Here is a 15,830-nt window from a genome sequence, read left to right on the forward strand (position 1 = left end):
CTTGCCCTAGAAATGCGTCAGAGCGGCGACCATTCCACGGGTTCTTCATCCTCATCGGTACTATCTGCCCGCGCCCGCTGTTCGGCAGGGCCAATGGCTTCCAGCAACTGATCGAGCACCCAGTCGACGCCCGTGCCCGCCGCACCCGAAATGGGGATTACCGGCGCCCCGCTCGCTTCTTCCAGTTCCGCGGACAGCGCGGCGATCAGTTCGTCGTCGAGCATGTCGATCTTGTTGAGCGCGACAACCACCGGCTTGTCGATCAGCCCGGCGCCATAGGCCTCCAGCTCGTCGCGGACGATGCGGTAGCTGGTGGCAACATCCTCATCATTCGCGTCGACCAGATGGAGCAGCACCCGGCAGCGTTCGATATGCCCCAGGAAACGGTCACCGATGCCCGCCCCTTCGGCGGCGCCTTCGATCAGGCCGGGAATGTCGGCGATGACAAATTCGCTGCCCTTGTGCCGCACCACGCCCAGCTGCGGCCGGGTGGTGGTGAAGGCATATTCGCCCACCTTGGCCTGCGCATTGGTTACGGCATTGATGAAGGTGGACTTGCCGGCATTGGGCAGCCCCACCAGCCCGGCATCGGCCAGCAGCTTCAGCCGCAGCCAGACCCATGCCTCATCGCCCGGCCAGCCGGTGCCGTGCTGGCGCGGCGTGCGGTTGGTGGAGGTCTTGTAGCTGGCATTGCCGCGACCGCCGTCGCCGCCGCGCAGGAACACCACCCGCTCACCTTCCTTGGTCAGATCGAGCAGCAGCGTCCGCTCCTCGTCATCGGCCAGCACCTGCGTGCCGACCGGTACCTGGATCACCAGATCCTTGCCGCCCGCGCCCGTCCGGTTCGATCCCGCTCCGCCAGTGCCGCGCGGTGCCCGGAAATGCTGGGTGTAGCGGAAATCGATCAGCGTGTTCAGGCCCGGCACGGCTTCGAAAATGATGTCGCCGCCCTTGCCGCCGTCGCCGCCGTCGGGGCCACCATATTCGATGTACTTTTCGCGCCGGAAGCTAACCGCACCCGGGCCGCCCGTGCCGGAACGGACGAAAATCTTGGCTTGATCGAGGAAATGCATCGCGGGCCCATAAACCGTTGCAGCGATTCCGTCACCCCCAGTTGCCCTGCACTGCGGCATGTTGCGCAATACATGCCACTTTCCGGGTGGCATCGGCGTTCAGCACGGCTATAGGCGGTCGATCGTTCGCGCCGTAACGATGAATGGCAAGGCGCGATGACAGGATTGAGGGCCTTCGGCGGACGCATGAATTCGATCGATCGCTATATGGCGCGGCTGATCGCGGTTCCGCTGATCTCGACGCTCATCATTTCGGCCATGCTGCTCGTGCTCGACCGCATGCTGCGGCTGTTCGAATTCGTCGCGACCGAGGGCGGGCCGGTCAGCGTGGTGTGGCGCATGCTCGCCAACCTGCTGCCCGAATATCTGGGCCTCGGCATTCCGATCGGGCTGATGCTGGGCGTGCTGCTCGCCTTCCGCAAGCTGGCCACGACATCGGAACTGGACGTGCTGCGCGCCGTGGGCATCGGCTATACCCGCCTGCTGCGCGTGCCCTACATGTACGCCATCGTGCTGGCAGTCATCAATTTCGGCATCGTCGGCTTCCTCCAGCCCACCTCGCGCTACAATTACGAGCAGTTGCGGTTCGAGCTGCGCTCGGGTGCGTTGGGCGCTTCGATCAAGGTGGGCGAGTTCACCAATTTCGGCTCGAAGATGACGATGCGCATCGAATCGAGCCAGAATGAAGGGCGCGACCTGCGCGGCATTTTCGTGCAGATGATGACCAAGGACGGCACGCCGCTGGCGGTGACGGCGGAGCGCGGCCAGTTCCTGCGCGCCGACGATCCGGACACGATCATCTTCCACCTGACCAACGGCACGCTGGTCCATTACGACAAGAGCTCGCCGGTGCCGCGCGTGCTCACCTTCAGCACCCACAACCTGCCGATCCCGCTCCCCAAATATGAGCAGTTCCGCAAGCGCGGGGACAAGAATGTCGAGCGCACCCTGCCCGAGCTGGTGGTGACCGGCCACGATCCGCATTCGAATGAGGAAGAGCGCGAAACCAGCCGCTCTGCTTTCCATTACCGCATGGCGGAAGTTACTTCGATGTTCCTGCTGCCGATGCTGGCGGTGGCGCTGGGGATTCCGCCGAAGCGCTCCACCTCGGCGCTGGGTGTCTTCCTCTCCATCTTCATCATCGTGACCTATCACAAGGTGAACGAATATGCGCAGGGGTTCGGCAGCCTGGGACGGATCGACCCCATCATCGCACTTTGGGTTCCCTTTGCCATTTTCGCCGGCATGACGATCTGGATGTATCACACCGTCGCCTATGTGCCCGGCGGCCAGCCGATCGGCGCGCTGGAGCGGGTGTTCGCCAAAGCCGGCAAGCTGCTGGGCAAGTTGCTGCCCGGCCGCCGCCGGCCGAAACCGGAGCCGGCCGAATGAACTTGTCGGCCTTTTTCCCCTCACCCACCATGTCGGTCTATATGGGCCGCATGTTCCTGCTTCGCACCTTTGCGATTCTGGGGGCTCTGGTGCTGGTGCTGCAGTCGCTGGACCTGCTGACCGAATCCGCCAACATCCTTGCCTATCCGGGCAATGGCAGCGCGGAGATATGGCGCTATGTCGGCATGCGTGCGCCGCAGATCATGGCGACGTTCCTGCCCTATTCGGTACTGGGCGGCGCGATCCTGACCATGGCGCAGCTCAACCAGAACAGCGAAGTCATCGCGCTCAAGGCGGGCGGCCTTTCGGCACATCAGGTGCTGGCGCCGCTGCTCGTTGTCGGCTTCGGCATCGCGCTGTTTTCTTTCGGCTTCAACGACCGCATCGTCAGCCGCGCGACCGCCACGCTGGAGCAATGGAAGAAGGTCGATTTCGCTCCGCTGCCGATCGATCGGGGCGACCGCACCAATGTGTGGGTGCGCGATGGAACCCACCTTGCCGAAGTGCGTCAGATCAAGGGCAAGGGCGCCGCAACGCAGCTGTTCGGCATCACCGTCTATGAGCGCAAGGGCGGCTCGCTGATCTCGATCCTTACCGCCAAACATGGCCAGCGCTCCGGCGATGGCTGGCAGGTCGATGGTGCCCAGCGCTTCGATGTCGCCACTGGCACGCTTACCCCGCTGCCGCCGGCAATCATGGGCCGCGGCGTACGGCCGGACCAGTTCACCCTGTCGCACGTCGATGCCGACACCATGTCCTTCGGCGCGCTCCGCGAAGCGATCGGCGAGCTGAAGGCCGCCGGGCGCCCGACCAAGGCGCTCGAAGGTTCGCTGTGGCACAAACTGTCGGGGCCACTCTCCGCGCTGCTGATGCCATTGCTGGGGGCCGTATCGGCATTCGGCCTTGCCCGGTCGGGCAAGTTGTTCATCCGCATCGTTATCGGCATGGCGCTGGGCTTCCTCTATTTCGTCGCCGACAATTTCGCGCTGGCAATGGGCAATCTGGGCGCCTACCCGCCCTTCCTCGCCGCCTGGGCACCGTTTCTGCTGTTCCTGATGATCGGCGAAGCGGTGTTGCTGCGAACGGAGGAATAGCCGGGGCCTGTTGCACCGCTAGCTTTCTACCGATCCTCTCACCCTCTTGCCAAACGCCACTTGTTCCCCATATGTTCAACAACACCCCAAAAGGTGCGCCGCTCTTTGAATTGACGGATCAAGCCACTCGCCTCCGGCACATACGCGCCCGAGCCTAAACTTCCTAAACTTTGCCGTTCGTGCAGGTAGGAAAATATCGCTGCCAAGGCCGGCGCCGATAATGGCGATTGGTCGCATGAAAGCGCTCCTTGGTTCGCGGCATCCTTCGATGCTGGCAATTGCAGGGGGAGACGCCGGCCCTCCGTGCGAGTGCACGGAAAGGCGTGTACGCTGCGGCTTGTGGAGGAGGATTGCTCATCCAAGCAGCCGTTTTCGCGACTGGCCATCGCTACAGGACGGGCTTGCCTTTGACAATCGCCGGGCAGGCACTGCCGGGGTGGCTTTCGCAAAGCAGGAACGCGACGCACCCAAACAAAAGGCCGGAGCATCCCTGCCCCGGCCCTTGTCGACCGCATTTGCGGGGCGATCAGCGCTGGCGCAGCGTTCCCTGTGCCAGCTTCACCACCAGCCCGGACAGCGTGGGATAATTGGCCTTGTGATAGGCCGAATCCGGATCAAGCGCCGCGACCAGCCGCCGATGCGCCTCGCCCAGCGAATGATAGGGCACGGCCGGAAGCAGATGGTGCAGCGCGTGATAGCGCAAGCCCACCGGCGCCCAGAGATAAGGGAGGAAGCCGGGCTCGGGCACGTTGACGCTATCCAGATACTGGCCGGTGACGGTCAGCGGCTCGCCTTCATTTTCCCAGAGATGGGCAACCAGCGTGCGCACCTGATTGATCACGGCCGACGCAGCCACGATGGCGATATAGGCAAGGAAAGCGCGCAGCGGCAGGATGCCCGCCACGGTGATGCCGATCAGCGTGATCGCAAACAGGCTGGCACCCAGTTCCTGCCAGAACCACTGGCGGCGGAACGCGCCCTCGGGCATACGCCGCTCGAACGACGGATTGATCTGCAGACCCGAATAGCGCGCAACCACCAGCCGGCGCAGCTTCGGAAAGAGCAGCGACAGCGGCGCCAGCACCGCAAAGCGGATCAGCAGGCCGATCGGCATCAGCACCGAGACGAGCAGAAACAGCGGCAGCGTCCACGGCTTCATCCGCGCGAGCGGCAGATATTCCGGATCCAGATCCGTGCCATAGCGGGTGCGGGCATGATGCAGGCTGTGGATGCCTTCATACATGAACGAGGGGAGCAGCAGCGGCACCCCTACCACCATGTTCCACCCCAGCCGGAAACCCGGCAGCAGCGAGTGCTTCACATGGGTGATTTCGTGAATGAACAGCTCGGCACGATAGAGCGCCAGCACCGCGATGATGCCGCCGATCACCGCCACCCAGGGCGAGGCGGCGAACATCGCCGCCGCCATGCCGGCATAGCCGATAGCCGCGGAAAGCAGGCAGTCGGTCCAGTAGAGCCATTGCTTGGGGGTGTGCAGATCGCGGGTCAGCTCCGCGGCGGCGCGCAACATCGCGCGGTCGTCCGGAACGCCCGAAAGCCGGATGCGTGCGATCGTCGCCGAGACGTCGGCGTCCGGAAGATCGAAGGCTAGCGATTGGGTCATAGGTTCTGCCATTGGCCTTAGATAGTGGCTATACGGTGGCAATACAGGGCCCATGGGAGGCAAGTCGCTGCGGTGCACACCTGTCGCTTGACAGGCGCCTTCGGACGCAAGACTGCATTGCTCCGTATCAAGTTTTTCTGGGGATCCGCAGCATGGCCAATACCGACCTCACGGTCCGCCCGGTTTCGGGCAAGGCCGATACCAAGGCATTCATCGAACTCGCCTATCGCCTGAACGGCGACGATCCCCACTGGGTTGCGCCGCTGCGCGACGAAGTGGCGGGCACGATCAGTCCGAAGAAGAATGGCTGGTTTAGCCATGCCGAGGGCCAGCTGTTCCTCGCCGAGCGGGCGGGCCGGGTGGTTGGCCGTATCTCAGCGCATATCGACCGGCTGGCGCTGGAAATGCCGGCCGAGCAGGGCTTTGGCCCCGGCACCGGTTTCTGGGGGATGTTCGAGGCGGAGGATGCCGAAGTCGGCGCCGCGGTCATCGCCCAGGCCGAGGACTGGCTGCGCGCCAAGGGCATGACGCGGGCGATCGGCCCGGTCAGCCTGTCGATCTGGGAAGAACCCGGCCTGCTGGTGAAGGGGCATGACCATTCGCCGACCGTGCTGATGGGCCATCACCCGGCACGCTATCAGGGCTGGATCGAGGCGCAGGGCTATGGCCCGGCGAAGAAGATCGTCACCTATGAACTCGACATCACGAAGGAATTTCCGCCGATCGTGCAGCGCATCGTCGCAAGCGGCGAAAAGAACCCGCGGATCCGTATCCGCGAGGTAAACAAGGCAAAATTCGCCGAGGAAGCAGCGATCATCCTCGCCATCCTCAACGACGCATGGTCCGATAACTGGGGTTTCGTACCCCTAACCCAACCCGAAGTCGACGATGTCGGCAAGAAGCTAAAACCTCTCGTATTCAACGACCTGATCCGCATTGCTGAATATGATGGTGAGCCGGTCGCCTTCATGGTCACCCTGCCCGACCTCAACGAACCGCTGAAGCCGCTCAAGGGATCGCTGCTGCCGTTCGGGTGGGCCAAGCTGCTGCTGTGGTTGCGCAAGCCGCGCTCGCGCACGATGCGCGTGCCGCTGATGGGCGTGGTGAAGCGGCTGCAATCGTCGCGGATGGCCAGCCAGTTGGCCTTCATGATGATCGAATATATCCGTCGCGCCTCGGTCGCGCACTACGGCGCTTCGCGCGGCGAAATAGGCTGGATCCTCGAAGACAATCAGGGAATGGTCGCGATTGCCGACGCAATCGAAAGCCGCATCAATCGGGAATATCTGATCTACCAAAAGGCGCTTTGATCCGGAAAGGCTCCCGCGGCATTGCGCTGCGGGAGCTTCAACTGCTCAATATTGGCGGAACGGGTCCTGCCCTTCCTTGATCCAGGCTTCGCGGGATTTGCACCGCGTTTTCCATGCGGTCTTTTCGCCGACCGGGCGCCGGCTAACACACCAGACTAACTTCCGCTCCGGCAAACTGAGCGTGGCGATATTCTTCTTGACGGGCTTCGCGGCGGGTTGAGTAACGTCAGGATCGAAGGCGGCAGCGCTGGCGGGCGCCGCGCCCAGTGCCGAAATCGTCATCGCACAGGCAACAAAAGCGATGGTGAGACGGGGAGACTTGTGTCGAATAGCAGTCATGGCTGGATTCCCTTGTTAGCGGATCAAGCCGACGCTCCTTCGTTTTCGCCGGCAACTCCGGCATTGCAGCCATCGTGCCAAAAATCTTTTTTGTTTACATACAACGCGTTACAGGAAGTATCACCTCAAGCATACCGTATTATATCAGCAATACACACCAAGGCGTGGCACAGCGCGCCACTTCGCGGCATCGTATACGGGAAGCAACGCCGCCCCCGGCGCGGTTCAGCGTAGCGTGATCCAGGTCGGCGCGTGGTCGCTCGCCTTTTCGCGACCGCGATATGCCTTGTCGACGCCCGCACCGGTAAAACGATCGGCTGCTTGCGGACTCATCAGCAGATGATCGATGCGAAAGCCCGCATCGCGTTGCCAGGCGCCCGCCTGATAGTCCCAGAAAGTCCAGATGCCGCCGGCCGGATAGCGGGTGCGCAGCGCATCGGTCCACCCCTGGGCCAGCAGCGCACGGTATCGCTCGCGTGATTCCGGCTGCATTAGCGCGTCCTCGGCCATGGCACGGACCGAGAAGGTGTCGTCATCGTTCGGGATGACATTATAGTCACCGGCGAGCACCACCGCCCGCTCTTCAGCGAGCAGCGCGCGGGCGCGGTCCTGCAGCCGCTCCATCCAGCGCAACTTATAGTCGAATTTCGGCCCCGGTTGAGGATTGCCGTTGGGCAGATAGATCGAGGCGACGATCAGGTCGCCCACTGCGACTTCGACATAGCGGCTGTGCGCGTCCTCAGGATCGCCCGCCAGGCCGCGCTGTCGTTCTACGGGCTGCTGCCCGCGCGCGAGCACGGCGACGCCATTAAAGCCCTTCTGCCCGTGGAACACGCCACCATAGCCGGCGCCTTCGATCGCCGCGACAGGTAGCGTCTCGTCGGCGCCCTTCAGCTCCTGAAGGCAGACGATGTCCGGCTTCTCCTCGTCCAGATATTCGAGCAGGCGCTCGAGACGGGCCTTGATGCCGTTGACGTTGTAAGTGACGATTTTCAAGGCGCGCGCTCAGACCGAGAAGCTTGTGCCGCAGCCGCAGCCGGATGCAGCGTTCGGATTGGCGACACTGAAATGGGCGCCACCCAGATTGTCGACAAAGTCGACCGTAGCGCCGCGCACAAAATCGAGAGTGACTGAATCGACAACCAGTCGCACACCATCGGTTTCCGTCACCTGGTCATCGCTATCGACTGCTTCAGCCAGTCCGAAACGATATTGGAAACCGGAACAGCCTCCGCCTTCCACCGAAAGGCGGAGGATTGCCGGCTTGCCCTGTTTGGCAGCGATGGCCGCAACGCGCGCGGCGGCTGCAGGCGAAAAGCCGATCTCGGAAGCGCTAACCACAGTCATGGTGCGGAGATAGTGCGCCCCGCACCGCCAGGCAATGCGTCAGCGCGGACCGCCAACACCACCCTGCGCATTGACCTGATTCTGGGCCACATATTCGCCCGTCTGGAGGAACGGGATCGGGTTTACGGCGCGGCCGTCGATCCGCACTTCATAGTGCAGATGCGTGCCGGTCGAGCGGCCAGTCGACCCCATCAGGCCGATGATCTGGCCGCGATGGACCCGCGTGCTATCAGCAACGAGGATCTTCGAGAGATGGCCGTAGCGCGTTTCAAGGCCGCGGCCATGGTTGATTTCAACCAGATTGCCATAGCCGCCCTGCCGACCTGCATGCGACACCACGCCGTCGGCCGTAGCATAGATCGGCGTGCCCATGGCGCCCGGAATATCGACGCCCGGATGCATAGCCGCCGTTCCACGGAAAGGATCGGAGCGCACGCCGAACAGCGACGTGAAGGTAACATGCTGCACGGGCTGCATCGACGGGATCGAAATCACCGTCTGCTCCAGCGAATCGAGCTTCTTCCAGGTAAGGAACAGCGCGCGGAACTGCGCATCGGCATCGGCAGTGGCCGCCGAAGCGGTGGAGCTGTCGTCATCGCTTACCGGCTCATAGGGACCGCCCATCGCCACCTTGGTCCGGACGAAACGGTCCGGCGTAATGCCGAGGCGCTTCAGATGACCGGCAACCAGACGATAGCGCGCCTCACCCGCAGCAATCGCCTTGGAGGCAAGCGCAAGCTGGCGCGCCTCGACCCGGCGCAGCGGTGCGGTGACTTCCTCGCCCAGCGCGCTCGTGCGCGGCGCCGCGTCGGGAAGGTCACGCTCGATGAGCGAGCGGTCGCCCTTGCCGGACACGACCGCGTTCAGCAGCGCCTGACGCTGTTCGACCTTGGCGGCATGGAGCTTTGCGGCTTCCTTGGCGGCGGCGACATCGGCCTGCAGCTTCGCCACTTCGGCGCGCATGCGGGCGACCTGCTCCGCCGGCGAGCCGGGCTTGGCGACAGCGCCGGCCAACGTGATCGCGCCAGCCATCGCCTGCGACACGCCATAACCCGAGAACAGCACGGTGACAGCCGCGACACCCGCAAACAGCGCCTGATTGCGCCCACCGACACTGAACCGGCGCAGCGCCTGCCCGTCGTGAAAAATGAAATCGCGCGTGGTGAAGAACGAACGGAACTTCTGCGCAAGCTTCACGTTTTCGGCCTTGAACGGTTCGCTCATGAGTCCCCGGCAAGTCATGAAGCTACACCGTGCGACCCGGCGTTGGCTTCGAGATGGAAGACGTCCCGAAGCGACAGCCCCTTCGCGTCCGGAACATTTCCTTGCCTTTTGGACGATTATCAGCCGCCGACAAGCGCTTGGTAATATTCCCGCGTCAAACCGGCTGAGTCGCGCGCCGAGTCGTTGAACGGCGGCTTAATGAGCCCCCGGAAATAGGTTCGCACCAATTCCTGCCAGGTCGTTGCGGGTGCGAAATTGTGTTGCTTGCAAGCCGATTCGAACCAGCGCGTCCCCGCCCGCACATGACGGACCTCGTCATCCAGAATCCGTTGCAGAATGCGGGTCGTTACGGCGTCGCCGGAGGCATCGAATCGGGCGATGGTCGCTGGCGTGACGTCGAGGCCCCGCGCCTCCAGAACCATCGGCACCACCGCCAGCCGGGCGAGCGGATCGTGCATCGTCGCGGCTGCCGCGTCCCATAGCCCGTCATGCGCAGGCAAAGCGCCATAATGGCTGCCCAGACCGCGCAGCCGCCGTTCTAGCAACGCAAAATGCATTGCCTCGTCCGCCCCGACGCGCATCCAGTCGTCGACAAAGCCGCGCGGGAACTGGCCACCGAAACGCCCCGCCATATCGAAGGCCAGGTCAATCGCGACGAACTCGATATGGGCCAGCGCATGGATCAGCGCGATCCGCCCCCGCTCTGATCCCCCCCGCCCGCGCTTGGGCATGCGGTTGGGCGGCAACAGCTCCGGCCGGGCCGGCCGCGCCGGCCGATCGGGCATCGCCACATCGAAGCGATGCGCCAGCCGCCCCAGCCGCCAGTCGCGCGCGGCGGCACGGGCGGCCATCACCTTGGCGATGGGGTCGCCCGCGTCGAGCACGTCCCGCGCGGCTTCGGCAACGCTGCGCATGGCGGTCAGGCCAGCCCCTTCACGGCATCCAGCACTTCCTCGGCATGGCCCGGCACCTTCACCTTGCGCCAGGCGCGCACCAGCGTGCCATCCGCACCGAACAGGAAGGTAGAGCGCTCGATGCCCATATATTTCTTGCCGTACATCGACTTTTCGACCCAGGCGCCAAGCGCCTCCATCAGCGCGCCGCTCTCGTCGGTGGCGAGCGGCACGGTCAGATCATATTTGGCGGTAAACTTCTGGTGCTTGCCGGGCGGGTCCTTCGATACGCCGAGCACCAGCGCGCCGGCGGCGGTGAAGTCGCCCATCAAACCTGAGAAATCCTGCGCCTCGCGCGTGCAACCCGAGGTATCGTCCTTGGGGTAGAAATAGAGCACGAACGGCTTGCCCGCCGCCCATTCGGGCAGCGCAATCGTGCTGCCGTCCGCAGCCACCAGTTCCGCCTTGGGCAGCTTGCCCCCTTCTTCCAGTGCCATGTTCGCCTCCGTCAGCTACGGGCCTGGATGTCGGCCCAGCATTGGCGGACCTCCTGCCGCGTCTGATCGAGCGTCGCAACCACCGCTTCCCATTCGGGAAGGCCGACCGCGCGGGCGATGAGGGCCCGGCTGGTCGGGCCCGGCGGCTGCGCATCGGGTGCGACCAGCCGCATCGTCACCAGCAGGCGACTGAGAAAGTCATGCGCCGGCCGCATCGTCTTCGGCATCAGCCCCGCGCCGATCAGCGCGTCGATCGCGCGGCCGAGATGGGGATCGAAGCCGGTGCGATGCACCAGCTGCAGCACATGGGTGGCGAATTCCAGATCGACCAGACCGCCGTCCAGCAGCTTGGCATCAAGCGGCCCCGCCGGCGGCTTGTGCGTCGCCATTTCCGTCCGCATGTGCGCCGCATCGGCGGCAATGTCGCGCACCGGCCGCGCGCCTTGCAGCACCTCCGCCACCACTTGCGAAACGGCCGCCCGCGCCGCCGGCGAACCGAACACCGGACGCGCGCGCGTGAGCGCCATATGCTCCCAGGTCCAGGCCTCCTCCTCCTGATAGCGACGGAATCCTTCCAGCGAGACCGACAAGGGGCCCTGCGTGCCCGAAGGCCGCAGCCGCGTATCCACCTCGTACAGCGGCCCTGCCGCCGTCGGCACCGAAAGCGCAGCCGTTATCCGCTGTGCCAGCCGGTTGTAATAGGTGACGGCACCAAGCGGTCGCCGCCCGTCCGATTCCGCGCCATATTCGCCGGTGAAGAGGTAGATCAGGTCGAGGTCCGAGGCATGGGTAAGCGCCTGCCCCCCCATCCGGCCGAGCGCCAGAATCACCATCTCGCTATCAGGAACACGCCCATGCGCTTCCGCGAATTCGGCGATGGTGGCCGATGCCAAGACCTCGATCGCCGCCTCTGCAACGCAGGCATAGCCGGTTGAGACTTCCAGCGGGTCGCTAACCCCGGCAATGATCTGCGCCCCCAGTGCGAAGCGCTTCTCGCCTACCAGCCGCCGGACAAACTCCAGCCGCCACTGATAATCTGCGTCCCGTTCGGCAACGCCCATTTCGGCGGCCAGGTCCGCGACGCTGGCAACCGGTGCGAGCGCCGTCGCATCGATCAACCCATCGAGCAGTTCTGCGCGCCGCCCCAATTGCTCGGCAAGTGTCGGCGCGTGGCTGAGGATCGCGCTCAACAGCCGGGCCAGCGGCGGCTGCGCCTCCAGCAGACGGAAGATGTTGATGGCACTGGGCAGACGCGACAGCATCGCATCGAAGCGGGTGATGGCGTGCTGCGGATCGGGCGCACTGCCGAACGCTGCCACCAGCCCCGGCAACACCGCCTCCAGCGCCTCACGCGAAGCAGGACTGCGCAAAGCCGGAAAGGCACCGCCACGCCAACTCTCGATCAGCCGGCGCGGCGTGTCCGTATCGGCGAATCCCGCTTCGGCCAGGCATGTAGCGAGCCGATCGGGATCGCCGGGAACAGTCCCCTCCCCTTCCCCCGCCAGCGAGTCATAAATAGCCCCCACCCGTTCGACATGCGGCCGGAGCAGCGCAATCACCGCATCGCCGTCCGACAGCCCGTGCAACTGCGCGACATTGGCAAGCGCAGCCGGATCGGCCGGGAGCATATGCGTCTGGCGATCATCGACCATCTGCAGGCGATGTTCGATCGTGCGGAGCTGCACATAGGCCTGGTCGAGTGCGGCAGCGTCGACGGGGTCGATCCGCTCTGCCTGCGCGAGCGCCGCCAGCGCGTCGCGCGTTGCGGGGACGCGCAACGTGGCGTCGCGGCCGCCATGGATTAGCTGATGGACCTGCGCGAAGAACTCGACTTCGCGGATGCCTCCACGTCCGCGCTTCAAATCATAGCCCGGGCCGAAGCGCTGGCCCTGGCTGTAATGGTCGCGAATGCGACGCGAGATTTCGCGTATTTCGCGGATCGCCCCGAAATCGAGCGCGCGGCGCCACACGAACGGGCGGATAGCGGACAGAAAGCCTTCGCCCAGCGCCAGATCGCCAGCGCAGGCGCGGGCCCGGATGAAAGCTGCCCGCTCCCAGGGCAGCGCCTGACTCTCATAGTAGGAAATCGCCGCCTCGACCGGCAACACGATTGGAGTCGCTTCCGGTGAGGGCCGCAGCCGCAGGTCGACGCGCAGCACATAACCGTCGCCGTCACGGGCCTGCAGCAGTTCGACCACCCGCCGCCCGATCCGCACCGCCGCTTCCTCCGGCGCCTCGCGGGGCCGGCATGGCAGCGTGGCCGGATCGAACAAAAGAATCGGATCGATGTCCGAGGAATAGTTGAGTTCGCGGCTGCCCTGCTTGCCCAGTGCAATGGCGGCAAACCCGCGCGGTTCGGCGCCGGGGGTGCGCTCCGCAATGGCTGCAGCAATGGCGCGATCCACAGCGCCATCGGCAAAGTCGCTGAGCAGCCGCGTGACGCGCCCAAAGTCGTACAGGCCGGCCAGATCACCCAGCGCAGCCAACAGCGCCAGCCGACGCCGTTCGATGCGCAGCCGCTGCCCGACCGGCATGTCCTCCGGCAGATCGGCTGCCGCGGCGGCCATCGGATCGGCAAGGGCGACATCCAGCCGCCCCAGCAAGGCGGCCTCGCGCGCCATTACCATCGCGAGGAAGGGCGAATGCGCATCTGCGCGCGCCAGCGCTGCGTCCAGCGAAGGGGAAGACAAGGGCAAACGACCTTCCATCAGTCTCAGGGCGCGGCACAATTGCGACGAAACGGGCAACGAAAGCAATGCAGGGCCGTTTCAGCGATGTGACACGCCCTGCGCGAAACGACGCCCCCGAGGCACAAGCTGCGACGATGTTCCGCATCGAAGCACCACGCGCGGGCGACGCGGTCGGCTCCGCCTTGCGCGATGCCTATGCGCGCGAATTGAGACTGCCCGAGGACATGGTGCAGTTGCTGGCGCAGCTGGGCGAGCAAGCGAGCGACCGCCGATACTGAAATCGCGATAAAAAAATGGCCCCTCGCCTTTCGGCGAAGGGCCACAGGTCGAAACCGTTCGATCAGCGGTCGCGGCTCAGATCGTCTACCTCGCCCATGATCGTATCGAGCGCGCTGCGGCCGTCCTCGTTGATATGGCTGTCGCGGCGAGAGGGCAACTGACCTTCCGATAGCAACGCCTCCAGCGCGACGCGCCCGCGTGCCACGCGGCTCTTGATCGTGCCCACCGCCACCTGGCAGATTTCGGCTGCTTCCTCATAGGCGAAGCCGCCGGCACCGACGAGAATCAGCGCCTCGCGCTGCGGCTGCGGCAAATGGAGCAGCGCGCGCTGCATGTCGGAGAGCTCGACATGACGATCCTGGCTGGCGGGGGCTGCCAGCAGCCGGTCGGCCACCAGATCGTCCCACTCACCCTTGAAGCGCGCGCGGCGCATCTGGCTGAGATACAAGTTGCGCAGGATGATGAAGGTCCAGGCGCGCATGTTGGTGCCGGCCTGAAACCGCTTGCGCGCCGCCCAGGCCTTCAGCAGCGTTTCCTGTACCAGATCGTCCGCGAGATCGCGGCTGCCCGAAAGCGAGCGCCCGAAGGCGCGGAGGTGCGGAATGACCTGGGCAAGCTGCGTCTTGAACTCGGGGTCCGACAGCGAAACATGCTCCGCCGGCACCGCGCTGGTCGCGACGCCTTCTTCTTCCGACGGATTGGAGTCAGTCATGCGGTCCCGTTCTTTTGCGCGCACGGATACGCGAGGTGAATCAGAGCTGGGGGCCGCCGCCAAATTTTCAACCAAGCGTCCCCCCGAATACATGTAATCAAACCAACAGGATGATCGCGAAGGCCACGATCACGAGCAACAAACCGCCCCCCAGCACATAGCGTGCAACGTGCGGCGTGGTGCCGGCACGGGCCCGATCCGTGGAGATGGGGGCGGGTTCGTTTTGCTCAGCCATGCATGAACAACAGCTGAGTACCGTTTTGGCTCCGTATCAGGTGGAACCCGCCTGAACTTTTTTCAGGCGGGGACTGTCGCTTCGTCAAAAAACAGCGCCTGGCTGATCGTCGCCTTCACCGTTTCGCGCTGGAAAGGCTTGGTGATCAGGAAGGTCGGCTCCGGGCGTTCGCCGGTCAGCAACCGCTCCGGGAAAGCGGTGATGAAGATCACCGGCACGCTGAATTCGGCAAGGATGTCCTTTACCGCATCGATGCCCGAACTGTCGTCGGCCAGCTGGATGTCTGCGAGCACCAGCCCCGGCCGGTCCTCCATCGCCAGCGCCACTGCCTCGTCGCGAGTGACCGCCACGCCCGTGACGTCATGGCCCAGATCGCGGACGATCTGCTCGAGGTCCATCGCGATCAGCGGCTCGTCCTCGATGATCATCACGCGGGTGCGCGTCTGGCGCTCGATTTCGCTCACGGCTTCCGCCACCAGTTCGGTCACGCGCCCAGTCTCCTCGCCGATCAGATAAGCCGTATCTTCGGGGGTAAAGCCCTCAACCGTGGTCAGCAGCAGTGCCTGCCGCGACAGCGGCGTCAGCCGCGCCAGCCGCTTGCGGGCGATGGCTTCGCTTTCATTGACCGAATCGTCGGCGCCCGCATTCTCATCGACCTGCGTGGATTGCCAGATCGCCTGAAAGGTGCGGTACAGGCCCAGCCGGGGATCGACTTCGCGCGGAAACTGGTCGGGCGCCGCGACGATGGCTTCGAGCGCCGCACGAACATAGCGATCGCCTTCTGCCTGGCTGCCGTTCAGGGCACGGGCATAACGACGCAGGAGTGGAAGATGGGGCGCGAGTTGCTGACCAAGCGACATGACCTGTTTTTTCTCCATCGAGTGCGGGAACCTGTTTCACCCCCGCGCAGCCTTGTTTCAATCGATTCCGTCACCCGAAGGAACCCCTCCCCGGATTTCGCATCGGCTGTGGAACAATCGAGCGGCTTTTTTGTTTCATCGTCCAATCGCGGGAATTGCCGGGCGCTTGCGCTCGGCGGGGTTGTCGGTATTCGGCGAACGCGGTTGATGTGTCGTTCATGGTCCGGGGCCCCGGACACTCCGGGCCTTCAGGGGGGAATT

General features: G+C 64.4%; 16 protein-coding genes. 4 read left to right on the forward strand and 12 right to left on the reverse strand.

The window, feature by feature from the left end:
• Nucleotides 1-17: 17 nt before the first annotated feature.
• On the reverse strand, nt 18-1,073 hold the full coding sequence (gene obgE / locus ACT53K_RS08090; protein WP_476228087.1) for a GTPase ObgE: 1,056 nt from the start codon (nt 1,071-1,073) through the stop codon (nt 18-20).
• A 186-nt stretch (nt 1,074-1,259) separates the two neighbouring features.
• On the opposite strand from obgE, the gene lptF reads away from it, so the two are divergent.
• Together lptF and lptG are read left to right on the forward strand one after the other, a co-directional pair.
• Nucleotides 1,260-2,465, forward strand: a complete 1,206-nt coding sequence (gene lptF, locus ACT53K_RS08095; RefSeq protein WP_476228088.1) for an LPS export ABC transporter permease LptF — start codon at nt 1,260-1,262, stop codon at nt 2,463-2,465.
• The gene (gene lptG, locus ACT53K_RS08100; RefSeq protein ID WP_476228089.1) at nt 2,462-3,559 is read left to right on the forward strand and encodes an LPS export ABC transporter permease LptG; all 1,098 of its coding nucleotides are present in this window, start codon (nt 2,462-2,464) and stop codon (nt 3,557-3,559) included. Before lptF ends, lptG begins: the two co-directional genes overlap by 4 nt.
• 526 nt (nt 3,560-4,085) lie before the next feature.
• Here lptG and ACT53K_RS08105 read toward each other — a convergent pair.
• Complete coding sequence (locus tag ACT53K_RS08105) at nt 4,086-5,183, reverse strand: fatty acid desaturase family protein (RefSeq protein WP_476228090.1); 1,098 nt, start codon at nt 5,181-5,183, stop codon at nt 4,086-4,088.
• 152 nt (nt 5,184-5,335) lie between these two features.
• Here ACT53K_RS08105 and ACT53K_RS08110 point away from each other — a divergent pair, with 152 nt between their 5' ends.
• Nucleotides 5,336-6,493: an N-acetyltransferase gene (locus ACT53K_RS08110; protein WP_476228091.1), complete on the forward strand. Its 1,158-nt coding sequence runs from the start codon at nt 5,336-5,338 to the stop codon at nt 6,491-6,493.
• A gap of 45 nt (nt 6,494-6,538) precedes the next feature.
• Here ACT53K_RS08110 and ACT53K_RS08115 read toward each other — a convergent pair whose 3' ends face one another.
• The 7 genes from ACT53K_RS08115 to ACT53K_RS08145 form a co-directional block, all read right to left on the reverse strand.
• On the reverse strand, nt 6,539-6,832 hold the full coding sequence (locus ACT53K_RS08115; RefSeq protein WP_476228092.1) for a hypothetical protein: 294 nt from the start codon (nt 6,830-6,832) through the stop codon (nt 6,539-6,541).
• Nucleotides 6,833-7,057: 225 nt separating this feature from the next.
• Nucleotides 7,058-7,828 carry an exodeoxyribonuclease III gene (gene xth, locus ACT53K_RS08120; protein WP_476228093.1) on the reverse strand — a complete coding sequence of 257 codons (771 nt, stop codon included), beginning with the start codon at nt 7,826-7,828 and terminating at the stop codon, nt 7,058-7,060.
• Nucleotides 7,829-7,837: 9 nt separating this feature from the next.
• Nucleotides 7,838-8,179 (reverse strand): iron-sulfur cluster insertion protein ErpA, encoded by a 342-nt coding sequence (gene erpA / locus ACT53K_RS08125; protein WP_476228094.1) that lies wholly within the window; start codon nt 8,177-8,179, stop codon nt 7,838-7,840.
• Between the two features lie 39 nt (nt 8,180-8,218).
• Nucleotides 8,219-9,403, reverse strand: a complete 1,185-nt coding sequence (locus ACT53K_RS08130; protein ID WP_476228095.1) for a M23 family metallopeptidase — start codon at nt 9,401-9,403, stop codon at nt 8,219-8,221.
• A gap of 119 nt (nt 9,404-9,522) precedes the next feature.
• On the reverse strand, nt 9,523-10,317 hold the full coding sequence (locus ACT53K_RS08135; protein WP_476228096.1) for a ferritin-like domain-containing protein: 795 nt from the start codon (nt 10,315-10,317) through the stop codon (nt 9,523-9,525).
• A 5-nt stretch (nt 10,318-10,322) separates the two neighbouring features.
• The gene (locus ACT53K_RS08140) at nt 10,323-10,793 is read right to left on the reverse strand and encodes a peroxiredoxin (RefSeq protein ID WP_476228097.1); all 471 of its coding nucleotides are present in this window, start codon (nt 10,791-10,793) and stop codon (nt 10,323-10,325) included.
• An 11-nt stretch (nt 10,794-10,804) separates the two neighbouring features.
• Nucleotides 10,805-13,501, reverse strand: coding sequence for a bifunctional [glutamine synthetase] adenylyltransferase/[glutamine synthetase]-adenylyl-L-tyrosine phosphorylase (locus ACT53K_RS08145; protein ID WP_476228098.1), 2,697 nt, complete (start codon nt 13,499-13,501; stop codon nt 10,805-10,807).
• Nucleotides 13,502-13,548: 47 nt separating this feature from the next.
• Between ACT53K_RS08145 and ACT53K_RS08150 the strand changes: the two genes are divergently transcribed.
• Nucleotides 13,549-13,761 carry a hypothetical protein gene (locus ACT53K_RS08150; protein WP_476228099.1) on the forward strand — a complete coding sequence of 71 codons (213 nt, stop codon included), beginning with the start codon at nt 13,549-13,551 and terminating at the stop codon, nt 13,759-13,761.
• Nucleotides 13,762-13,823: 62 nt separating this feature from the next.
• Here the strand turns inward: ACT53K_RS08150 and ACT53K_RS08155 are convergent, their stop codons facing one another.
• The 3 genes from ACT53K_RS08155 to ACT53K_RS08165 all read right to left on the reverse strand — a co-directional run bounded on the left by ACT53K_RS08155 (nt 13,824) and on the right by ACT53K_RS08165 (nt 15,569).
• Nucleotides 13,824-14,474: a sigma-70 family RNA polymerase sigma factor gene (locus ACT53K_RS08155; RefSeq protein ID WP_476228100.1), complete on the reverse strand. Its 651-nt coding sequence runs from the start codon at nt 14,472-14,474 to the stop codon at nt 13,824-13,826.
• A gap of 97 nt (nt 14,475-14,571) precedes the next feature.
• Nucleotides 14,572-14,709, reverse strand: coding sequence for a hypothetical protein (locus ACT53K_RS08160; protein WP_476228101.1), 138 nt, complete (start codon nt 14,707-14,709; stop codon nt 14,572-14,574).
• A gap of 62 nt (nt 14,710-14,771) precedes the next feature.
• Nucleotides 14,772-15,569: a response regulator gene (locus ACT53K_RS08165; protein WP_476228102.1), complete on the reverse strand. Its 798-nt coding sequence runs from the start codon at nt 15,567-15,569 to the stop codon at nt 14,772-14,774.
• Nucleotides 15,570-15,830 lie beyond the last annotated feature (261 nt).

The organism is Sphingomonas sp. DMC8 (assembly GCF_056314185.1).

What these genes read in the sequence shown, in the direction of transcription:
- lptF (WP_476228088.1), top strand. Translation starts at nt 1,260, where the DNA reads ATGAATTCGATCGATCGCTATATGGCGCGGCTGATCGCGGTTCCGCTG.
- ACT53K_RS08105 (WP_476228090.1), bottom strand. Translation starts at nt 5,183, where the DNA reads ATGACCCAATCGCTAGCCTTCGATCTTCCGGACGCCGACGTCTCGGCG.
- ACT53K_RS08150 (WP_476228099.1), top strand. Translation starts at nt 13,549, where the DNA reads ATGCAGGGCCGTTTCAGCGATGTGACACGCCCTGCGCGAAACGACGCC.
- ACT53K_RS08110 (WP_476228091.1), top strand. Translation starts at nt 5,336, where the DNA reads ATGGCCAATACCGACCTCACGGTCCGCCCGGTTTCGGGCAAGGCCGAT.
- ACT53K_RS08165 (WP_476228102.1), bottom strand. Translation starts at nt 15,569, where the DNA reads ATGTCGCTTGGTCAGCAACTCGCGCCCCATCTTCCACTCCTGCGTCGT.
- ACT53K_RS08155 (WP_476228100.1), bottom strand. Translation starts at nt 14,474, where the DNA reads ATGACTGACTCCAATCCGTCGGAAGAAGAAGGCGTCGCGACCAGCGCG.
- lptG (WP_476228089.1), top strand. Translation starts at nt 2,462, where the DNA reads ATGAACTTGTCGGCCTTTTTCCCCTCACCCACCATGTCGGTCTATATG.
- obgE (WP_476228087.1), bottom strand. Translation starts at nt 1,073, where the DNA reads ATGCATTTCCTCGATCAAGCCAAGATTTTCGTCCGTTCCGGCACGGGC.
- ACT53K_RS08130 (WP_476228095.1), bottom strand. Translation starts at nt 9,403, where the DNA reads ATGAGCGAACCGTTCAAGGCCGAAAACGTGAAGCTTGCGCAGAAGTTC.
- ACT53K_RS08160 (WP_476228101.1), bottom strand. Translation starts at nt 14,709, where the DNA reads ATGGCTGAGCAAAACGAACCCGCCCCCATCTCCACGGATCGGGCCCGT.
- ACT53K_RS08135 (WP_476228096.1), bottom strand. Translation starts at nt 10,317, where the DNA reads ATGCGCAGCGTTGCCGAAGCCGCGCGGGACGTGCTCGACGCGGGCGAC.
- ACT53K_RS08145 (WP_476228098.1), bottom strand. Translation starts at nt 13,501, where the DNA reads ATGGAAGGTCGTTTGCCCTTGTCTTCCCCTTCGCTGGACGCAGCGCTG.
- ACT53K_RS08140 (WP_476228097.1), bottom strand. Translation starts at nt 10,793, where the DNA reads ATGGCACTGGAAGAAGGGGGCAAGCTGCCCAAGGCGGAACTGGTGGCT.
- erpA (WP_476228094.1), bottom strand. Translation starts at nt 8,179, where the DNA reads ATGACTGTGGTTAGCGCTTCCGAGATCGGCTTTTCGCCTGCAGCCGCC.
- ACT53K_RS08115 (WP_476228092.1), bottom strand. Translation starts at nt 6,832, where the DNA reads ATGACTGCTATTCGACACAAGTCTCCCCGTCTCACCATCGCTTTTGTT.